Annotated in this window: 5 protein-coding genes; 2 read left to right on the top strand and 3 right to left on the bottom strand. The window is 46.5% G+C overall.

Going from position 1 to position 9,825, the window contains the following annotated elements; translation table 11 throughout:
* The first annotated feature begins 265 nt into the window (after positions 1-265).
* A complete protein-coding gene (locus ACRJJO_RS14455) occupies positions 266-769 on the top strand; it encodes a DUF1269 domain-containing protein (RefSeq protein WP_431066389.1) in 504 nt (167 codons plus the stop codon).
* 716 nt (positions 770-1,485) lie between these two features.
* Entirely contained in the window at positions 1,486-2,892 is a 1,407-nt protein-coding gene (nhaD, locus tag ACRJJO_RS14450) for a sodium:proton antiporter NhaD (RefSeq protein ID WP_431066392.1), read from the top strand.
* Positions 2,893-3,146: 254 nt separating this feature from the next.
* Here the strand turns inward: nhaD and ACRJJO_RS14445 are convergent, their stop codons facing one another.
* The 3 genes from ACRJJO_RS14445 to ACRJJO_RS14435 form a co-directional block, all read right to left on the bottom strand.
* The gene (locus ACRJJO_RS14445; RefSeq protein WP_431066388.1) at positions 3,147-3,887 is read right to left on the bottom strand and encodes a DUF5020 family protein; all 741 of its coding nucleotides are present in this window, start codon (positions 3,885-3,887) and stop codon (positions 3,147-3,149) included.
* Between the two features lie 184 nt (positions 3,888-4,071).
* A complete protein-coding gene (locus ACRJJO_RS14440) occupies positions 4,072-6,309 on the bottom strand; it encodes a fused MFS/spermidine synthase (protein ID WP_431066387.1) in 2,238 nt (745 codons plus the stop codon).
* Between the two features lie 419 nt (positions 6,310-6,728).
* Positions 6,729-9,509: a bifunctional diguanylate cyclase/phosphodiesterase gene (locus ACRJJO_RS14435; protein WP_431066386.1), complete on the bottom strand. Its 2,781-nt coding sequence runs from the start codon at positions 9,507-9,509 to the stop codon at positions 6,729-6,731.
* Between the last annotated feature and the right edge of the window lie 316 nt (positions 9,510-9,825).

Here is a 9,825-nt window from a genome sequence, read left to right as displayed (position 1 = left end):
CTATTCACTATTCACTATTCACTATTCACTATTCACTATTCACTATTCACCGCTCACCGCTCACCGCTCACCGTTAACGGTGAATGGCTCCTTAGGTTTCAATCTAAGGAGTTCAGTGGGGATTTTTCCGGGTCGTAATGCTTAAACTATTGCTACTGTCAATTTCGAATAATTGTTGAACCGACCCTTGAAAATCGGAATCAATGTAGAGAAGGGAGTTTTATATCGATTTGGATGTTATCCTGCTAATTTTGCGGAGAAGATCATGAGACGAATCTATTTTTTGGTTCCGGATATTGCCACCACGCATAAAATTGTCGATGAACTTAAGTCCGAAGGCATCGAGGAGTGCCATATTCATATTTTGGCGAAACGCGATACGCCGCTCGAAGGGCTGCCGGAAGCGGGCGTGACGATAAAAACGGATTTTCTTGCCGCTGCCGAGCGGGGCGCAGCGCTCGGCGGTTCGACAGGAGTGCTGGCGGGGTTGGTAGGATTACGGTTTGCAGGTTTTGCGATTGCCGGAGGTCCTATATTGGGCGTACTTTTAGCCGGCGCGACTATTGGTTCTCTGATGGGAGGGCTTTCGGGGATGAATTCGGGTAATTCTCGCTTAAGGCAATTCGAGCAAGCTATAGAAGAAGGGCAGCTGTTAGTGTTGGTCGATATAAATAAAAATAAAATTGATGAAATTAGTCGGTTGATTAAAAAGCACCACCCAACCGTCGAGTTCGAAGGCATTGAGCCGATTATGCCTCCTTCTTACTGAAAAATTATTCAATTTTGCAGGGATGCTTCGATAACGGTAAGCATACCCTGCACCTTCAGTAAGCTTTAGCGATTTTCAGTATGAAGGGGTTAGGCTACATACGCGTCAAGCCAAGCCTGCTCTCCGCTTTAATAGCAACTTGGAAAAGAGCGGATATGGGTTGGCCGTTTTAGCCTGATGCGGATGGCCGTCAAGCCCCAAGGACGGGTTTCCCAGCACCTAAATTCCATAGTCCATTGGCTATGATTAACTATCTGGGATAATTCATCCAGCACCTAAATAAGCCATGATTTTGAATCATTGCCAAAGACCTATGGAATTTAGGTGCTGGATTTAGGTGCTGGGTGAACGGGGTTCCTCGACAGGCATATTCCACGCCTTAATATCAGCGAAACTGCTCAAACTGGGAATTACTGGCTCCAACTGATTTCCTGATTACGTTTGAGCTTCAGCTTATTTGAAGTCCAAGTTTAGGAGAATCGGAATTCGAGGTTATGAATACAAAAAAGTATCGATTCAAAACATTTTTACTGTTTATTATATGATTGAAAAATAAATAAAACATTTTTTTTAAAGGGTATTTTAAGATTGTTGTTACGGGTGTTTGCTTTGCATCGTTCAACGACTTATTGGATAATGGCTAATTTTTGTGCAAGCGAATTCAACTTCTCCTTGCGACTCTCCTCACGTCATTTAGGATATATTTTGTGAAGAAAATGTTGCCTATCCGATTTATTCCTTTAACCTTATTTTTCTTGTTATTACCGGCATCCGCGTTCGCTTCGGCCATAGGGCTCGAAACGCTCAATTTGACAGATCATGCAGTCGGTTATTTTGCATTATTGATATTTGCCGTTGCTTATGTGTTAGTCATACTCGAAGAGCAAACACATTTGCAAAAATCTAAGCCCGTGCTGCTTGCGGCCGGTATCATTTGGGCGATGATCGCCTATGTCTACGCATCGCATGGACTGAATGAAACGACCGAAGAAGCGTTGCGCCATAACTTTTTGGAATATGCCGAGCTATTTTTCTTTTTGTTAGTGGCGATGACCTATATCAGTGCGATGATAGAGCGGGATGTTTTTCAGGCATTGCACTTCTGGTTGGTTTCGAAAGGATTCAGTTATCGGCAAATGTTTTGGATGACCGGTATTCTCGCCTTCTTTATTTCACCGATAGCCGATAACCTGACGACCGCGCTGATTATGTGTACCGTGGTGATGACGGTCGGCTCAAGTAGGCCGGAGTTTGTCGCGATATCCTGTGTCAATATCGTCGTCGCTGCGAATGCCGGAGGTGCGTTTAGCCCGTTCGGCGATATCACGACGCTGATGGTTTGGCAAAAAGGCATTATCGACTTTGGTGACTTTTTCAAGCTGTTTGTTCCTTCGGTCGTCAATTTTGTCGTGCCGGCCGCGATCATGCATTATTTTATTCCGGTGGGTTTACCAACTTTACCGGAAGAAGACAGCGCCGAGATCAAACATGGCGGTTTGGTCATTGTCGGTCTGTTCTTATTGACTATCTTAACAGCGGTACTATTTCATCAGGTTTTGCATCTGCCATCGGCCTTCGGCATGTTAACCGGTCTTGGGTACCTGAAATTTTTCGGTTATTACCTGCGCATGAAGCATCGACGCGAGTTTTCCAGCTTCGATTCGGTTCCGGGCAGCGAAGGTCAAGGCAGCGGTTTCAATGTCTTCAGCCAGATCGCTAAAGCCGAGTGGGACACGTTGTTCTTTTTTTACGGCGTCATCATGTGTGTCGGCGGCTTGGGCTTTATCGGTTATTTGAGCATCGCTTCGGAATTTATTTACGGCGAATTAGGCGCGACTTACGCCAATATTATCGTCGGTGTAATGTCCGCGATTGTCGATAACATTCCAGTCATGTTTGCGGTATTAACGATGAATCCCGACATGCCCGAAGTACAATGGTTGTTGGTCACATTGACTGCGGGCGTCGGCGGTAGTTTGCTGTCGGTCGGTTCGGCGGCCGGTGTCGCGTTGATGGGTCAGGCGCGTGGCCATTATACCTTTTTCAGTCATTTGAAATGGACACCCGCGATTGCATTAGGCTATGCGGCCAGTATCGGCGCACATATGCTGATTAACGGTTGATCTATAGTTTCCCGTAGAGATGCAAGCTAACGCTTTTGTTTCACTTCGATATATTATACTCATCGTAGATCAAAATTCGGCACCGGGGGCCCGTCAAAGGACGCCGTGAATACATCCATGTAGGCTCTATGCCAGCATCCATGCTGGCAAAGCCTTTGCCGAGCACCCCGGCGCCTCCTTAGGCACTGCCGAAATTTGAAGTGCGAAAGATATAAGTTCGCTACATTTGGTTTACGACTCTGCCGGAGTAAGCATTAAAAAAATCCGATGATCATAGCCTGAATCGCTCTTTCGTCGACACCCTTGACGCCGTATTTGTTATACCAGTGAGAATATTCGGTGCCGATGTAAATCGTGTCTTTTTTCCAACCGGCCAAATTGCCGATGTCGACCAATAATTGCGGCTGCGCTAGAATATTGAAATTTCCGGACGTATTCGTATTGCCGGTTCTGAAATCGGTAAAACCCCGAAATTTAAAGTTCACACAGCCTATTGTGAAGGGTAGGCTCCAAACCGGCGTAAATTGAAAGCCGTAACGGTGGCTAACATCGTCGGCTTTATAGACGGTCACGTCGAATTGCAGATAATCGAATAGACTATTGGTTAGGTCGAAGCTCAAACCGAACATATAGGCTTTGAAGTGGTCTTGTTCCGGTAGATTGCTGATGTTGAGGCCTAACGCCAATGAAATATCCTTGACTGGACCTAGTGTTAGATTGAGCCCGGTTACTTTATTCCAGCTTAAATAGGTGTAGACCTCGGCATAGACTTCGGTACCGACATCGTGGCGGGGCATGACGTCGACAAAGAAAAAATTGGTACCGTATTGCCAGCCATGGGCATGTTCGACCGTGACCGTCGTTCGCTTCGGCTGGCCGAATTCGAAATCTCCTCCATACAACAGTTGAACGTTACTCGCGGTCCAGTCGACCGCGTGAACGGGCAAGGCGCAGCAAATCAGCAGGGCAGGTAGGTAACCAACCGGTTTTTTCATGCTAGGATTTCGCGATAAATAACGTCCTGGAGCTATGAGCTTTGTTGAGGGTTCGGTAACTCGCTTGACAGGACGCCGTGAATACGTCCATGTAGGTTTGACGGCGGCTTTCCTTGCCGCCGACATCTGCCAATCGAGCAACCGAACTCTCCATAAAATAGGGAAGTTATTTACGGTCAAATCCTTATTTCCAAATGCTGATGATATTCGTGAAATCATCGGTCCAGGGCCGCATGTCAAAATACAACGGCATTTTTTCCCAGTTTCCGAGTCGACTGGCGATGAGCGGGGTCAATAGCTTCTCGTCTTTCGCCATCACGACCCAATCTGTGGCCGTGACCAATGGTGTTGAGCCGTCCGTTTTAAATTCTTGGATCAATGCGGCTAATTGCATTTGTTTGGCATGGTCGGCCAGCACTTTTTTCAATGCCAAATGGCGGTTGGTGATATGAAACGCCAAAATACCATTCGGTTTGAGTTTTTCGAAATACAAATCGAGGGCTTCACGCGTCAACAGGTGGGTCGGTACGGCATCCGAGCTGAATGCATCCATGATCAACAAATCGAATTTACGGTCCGGTTCTTCCGCCAACGATAGCCGAGCATCGCCGATGCTGTGAGTCACATTGCGACCGCAACGTTTCAGGTAGGTGAAATAGTCCGGGTTTTCGGCAATTTCGACGACCAAAGGGTCGATCTCGTAAAAAGTCCATCGTTGATTGTCCTTGGCATAACAGGCCAACGCGCCGGCACCTAGGCCGACCGCGCCGATAACCCAATCGCCGTTTTGCTCGTCATAACTTTTAAATAACTGACCCATCGGTCCGGGGCGGCTGTAATAGGTCAACGGAACAGTTTCCAAATGGGCTGCCAAGCGTTGCGCTCCGTGCTTGGTCGTGCCATGAAACAGCTCGTGGTATTTTTCCGGACGGTTTTGTTCATCGAGTAAAACATTTTCACGCACAGACAGTACGCCAAAAAAGGTTCGATCCTGAAAAATCGTGTTGGACACCAAACCATGTAGGCCCTGCGTGAAGAAGATTAATGTTCCCGCCAGCAAGGCCAAAGATAACGGCTGATTTCTGAACGCATAAGTCAGGCCGGCCAATAGAATCAAGCCCGTGCCGATCGTGTCTAGATATTGCGGCAGGTCGTCGATCGTTAAATAAATGATCAATCCGCAGGCAATCACGATGGCCGGAAAAACGGCTTGCATAGTCCAGCGGTAACCGGTCGAGATATCCAGTCCGGGGCGCAGCAGTAATGCCGCAATGATCATGATTGGATATTCGTAAACCGCATTGAAAACGAATGGCGCGACAAAGGTGTTGAACATGCCCCCGAGCATGCCGGCGAACGACATGATCAAATAAAAGTCGGTTAAATGCCGCGTGTGGGGGCGTAGTCTGGCTAGTTCGCCGTGACAAACCATGATGGCTAGAAAAAAAGCGGTTGAATGTAGTACCAGATCGAGCCAATAGGGCAAGATTGCCGGATTGATGAACGAATAAGCGATAAACGGTAGCAATATTACCGGCTGCAGTGCCGTCATGATCGGATGTGTTTTTAGGTTCCATTTCGAAAACACGATGATGAAAGACAGCAAATAGAGCGTTAGCGGAATGATCCACAGCAACGGCACCGATGCGATATCGGTGCTGATAAAGTTAGTTAAGCCCAAAAGTAAGCTCGACGGCACGAAGGCCAAAGCTAGCCAATGTAGGCGGGTTTTGTTGTCGAGCTCAGGGGACAGCAGGATGTCTTCCTGTGCCGATGCGTCCGTTCGCGGCGTGTTTTGCCACAAGCTCCACCCGCAACCGACAATCATCAAACATAAGACTGCATAGCCGCCGCTCCAAGCGATTTGTTGCAAAGCCAATCCGATATTCGGTTCGATCACAAATGGGTAGCTTAATAAGGCTAACAGGCTTCCGGCATTGCTTGCGGCATAAAGATAATAAGGGTCGTGACTGGTGTGGTGGCCGACTTGCGCGAACCATTTTTGCAATAGAGGCGCTGTGGCCGAAACGACAAAGAAGGGCAGGCCGATCGCCAGGAAAAGTGTGCCAAGCAGCCATAACGTCGGGTTGGTCTCGGTTGGAGGCGATAGATTATCCGGCAAAGCGACCGGCAATATCAACAGACTGATGAATAGGACGGCGGCATGGATCTGAAGCTGTCGCCGAGTGTCTTGGCGTGTCGATAAAAAATGCGCATACATATAACCTAGAAATAGTATGCTTTGATAAAACACCATGCAGGTATTCCAAACCGCGGGCGTGCCGCCCAATTTAGGTAAAATCAGCTTGCCGAACATCGGTTGTAGGCTAAACATCAGTGTGGCGCTGGTGAATAGCGTCGCGGCGAAAAGTAGAATGAGCGAGAATCTGCGGTCTTGTAAGGAGAGTGACGGGGTGTTCATTATTATTATCGGCTGTAAGAGTATGCTGTTTCGAGTGCGCTATGATAAAGCATTTTTAATGGTATTTGGGTGTTGGTCTTTGAAATGGAGGTGGTTTGCCGGCCCGATGTATGCCTTGATCAACAGCGCCAATATACGCCCCTTTGCTAACCAAATCTCGGCAACGATAGATATGTCAATTCCGAAATTTGAAGTGTGGATAGGTATATATACTTCGCGCGGTCACATTTGCGGCTTTCTGACGCGCTCTTTTGTCCGAGAGCGGCGTTACCTACATGGATGTAGGTAAGGGGCGTGAGCAGGAGCGGTAGCTTTGCGAAAACAGTTACATAGCTTGCTATGCGCCTGTTTTCGCGCCTTGCTCTCGAACAAAATAGCCTTGCCATAAAATCCGCAAACATGACCGTGCGAAGTATAATTTAGTCGTTTTTATCAAGAAACCATGACAAACTTTTGAGAAAGTTTTCTGCGTCGGCTGCTGGTAGGGGCTTGCTGAAATAGAATCCTTGCACGTTATCGCAGTGGTTTGCTTTGAGAAAATCTAATTGATTTTCACTTTCTACTCCTTCCGCCGTAACAGCTTTACCATGAGCGTGCGCTTTATTGATGATCGATATAACGCTGTCCGCATTTTCGATATTCATAGGTAGAGTGCGCATGAGTGCTCGATCAATTTTGATGGTTTGCGCCGGAAGAGAATCGAGCCGCTCCAAAATAGGCGAGTCGGAATTGATATCGTCTATGGCAACCGAAAGGCCCGCAGCATTTAGTCGATGAAGGATGTTAATGGCATGATCGATATCTTGCATGATCGTGCTCTCTTTAATCTCAATTTCCAGCCAATTCGGAGTTGCTCCGAGGTTATCGATATCGCGTAGGATTCTTTCTACCAAGTTCTGTTGTTGAATTTGATTGAGCGAAAGATTAATGCTTATTTTGGCGGGTCTGAGGTTCATCTTTTCCCAAGCCAGTGCCTGACTACAGACCTGTCTGACCACCCAGTCGGTAATTTTATCGATTAAGCCAGATTTTTCGGCGATCGGTAAAAATTCCGAAGGCGACAAGATGCCTTGTTCGGGGTGATACCAGCGGACTAAACTCTCGAAACCGATAATGCCGCTGTTGATTAATGCATGTCGACTCTGATAATAAATCAAAAAGTGACCGTTCATGCCTGGATTTTGAGTATTTTCCAACGAACTTGCTGAGGTTGTCCGGCTTATTCGCAGGCAATGATTAACGGTTTTCGCCAAGTCTTCGGTCAGTTGTTCGGAGCTTATGAAAGCCGGTTGCATGTCCTCGGAATAAAAAGCATAACCCAATTTTTCTTTCTTGGCGTGATACATCGCGGTATCGGCATGACTGATTAGGCTATCGCCGTCGGTGCCGTTGTCCGGATATACAGAGATACCGATACTGCTGCCGACGGTCAGCATTTGTTCGCCGATGTAATAAGGCTGTTGCAAGACTTTAATGAGCTTTTCAGCGACCGATACGGCGGCTTGAGCGTCGGAATCGGGCAGGAGTATGATGAATTCATCTCCGCCCATGCGGGCCGCAATATCGGAATCGCGTATTACTGACAGTATTTTTTGCGCCGTTTCCTTAAGAACTTCGTCTCCTGCAACATGGCCGAGTGTGTCATTGATCGATTTAAACTTATCTAGGTCAAGATAAAACAACGTAATCGAAGCTTTGTTCCGGTGCGCAAGATTGATCGCTTGTTGTAAGCGATCGGCGAATAAGCGCCGGTTGGCCAAACCGGTCAGTTCGTCATAATAAGACAGCGATGTGAGCAATTCATGCGTTTCTTTACGATCGGTAATATCGTGTGCAATGCCATCGACGCCTATGCATTGGCCGTTTTGGTCGAATACGGGCGAGTCCATGACTTCAAGCCAATGAATATAACCGTTGTTATCATAAACCTCGACTTCGTAAGGCGGTTGAGGCATGCCTTTTAAGCATAAATCCGTGTTTTTATCGATATTTAAATTAGCGGGGTTGTCGGTCAGGAAATCGCGGTGATTGGCGATAAACTCTTCCGTACTGTAGCCGAGTATATTACTGACCGAAGGGCTCACATAAGTCAGTAATCCCGAAGGGTCTTGACGATAGAAAAAATATTCATGGCGCAGATTCTCGACTAAGCTACGGTATTTTTGTTCGCTGGCTTTAAGTTCGGCAGTCCGTTGCTCGACTAAGTTTTCCAGTTCGTTTTGTAGATTGACTAACTGTTGATTGGCGAGCAACACTTCATCCTTGGATTGTTCGATACGGCGATTTTGTCTCCGGACTTGAACAATCCAAAGCAACATGATGAGTAGCACGAATGCGAATGCAACGATAATCTTTCCGATCAGCACATAGTCGGTGACTACGGTTTCAACCTTGGGTACCCATTTTTCGAAGATCGCCTGTTTTTCATCGGAGCTGAGCGAGTCGAGCCCTTTTTGTAATATCGAAGCCAATTCCGGCCAATCTTTACGTATCGCAATACTTTCGTTTGCGCTGTTGTGATCATAGAACGCCGCTATATTAAGATCATTGAGTTGGTGTTTATCGATTAAAAAATGACCTGTTCCGGTAAAAGTGATTGCGGCATCCGCTTGTCGGTTAGCAACCGCTTTAAGTCCTTCGAGGAAAGATTCGACCGCATGTATTTTGATCGAAGGAAATTCTTCGCGAACTCGGTCGACATATTGATAATTGTCGACTAAGGCGATTTTTTTGCCGGCGATATCGGTGCGGCGCTTGATGGTGAAATTGTCTTTTCGGGCAATGATGACTAGCGATTTGTTGAGATAGGGTTGAGTAAAGAAAAACCATGTACGACGCTCCGGTCTATTAACCATCGTTGCCACGACATCGGTTTTTCTTGCGACAGCTGCTTCGTAAATTCGGTTCCATTCGGTGTGTGGATAAATTTCGAAGTCAATGCCTAGTCGCCGGCTTAGTAGGCTAATGATTTCAACGGCGACACCTTCGACAATGCCTTCATCATTGACAAAGCTAAATGGAGGAAAGTCTCCGTCGAAAGCGATTCGGATTTTTTTATGCTTTTCCAGCCACTTCTGTTCTTCTGGATTCAAAGTTATAGTGCTTACCGGAACCGATGCTGAGGCCGAGTCGATCGTTAAATCAGCGGCAACCGACGGCATCGATAAAAAAAGTAAAATAAATGGGATAATCAGTTGCACAATGAGATTCATGAATGAGTAAGAGTACGGAAAGCGTTTTACGCCCGTAATTTGTAATAAATTATAGATGGTTTTGTATTGAGTATGGGCAAGTTTTAGGCAGTTCGGTTCCCGGGAGCCTATTCTTAACATTTATAGGTCGTAAGTTATTGAAAAAATAATCGGAATGGCGATTCAGGATTCAGTTGGGCATTATTTATAATACTGTTGTTTCAATCATATCCTGCGAGAGCCTTATTGAGTCCAGGCTATCCCGCCGCGATTTGCAATAGAAATCCTTTATATAATTTAAAAATCATTCAAATCGGCAAGTCAT

This window comes from Methylotuvimicrobium sp. (assembly GCF_050611805.1).
Taxonomy (GTDB): domain Bacteria; phylum Pseudomonadota; class Gammaproteobacteria; order Methylococcales; family Methylomonadaceae; genus Methylotuvimicrobium.
This window is presented reverse-complemented; position numbering and strand designations above follow the sequence as displayed.

Excerpts from the sequence above, each read along its gene's own strand:
- nhaD (WP_431066392.1), top strand. The coding sequence starts at position 1,486 with ATGTTGCCTATCCGATTTATTCCTTTAACCTTATTTTTCTTGTTATTA.
- ACRJJO_RS14440 (WP_431066387.1), bottom strand. The coding sequence starts at position 6,309 with ATGAACACCCCGTCACTCTCCTTACAAGACCGCAGATTCTCGCTCATT.
- ACRJJO_RS14455 (WP_431066389.1), top strand. The coding sequence starts at position 266 with ATGAGACGAATCTATTTTTTGGTTCCGGATATTGCCACCACGCATAAA.
- ACRJJO_RS14445 (WP_431066388.1), bottom strand. The coding sequence starts at position 3,887 with ATGAAAAAACCGGTTGGTTACCTACCTGCCCTGCTGATTTGCTGCGCC.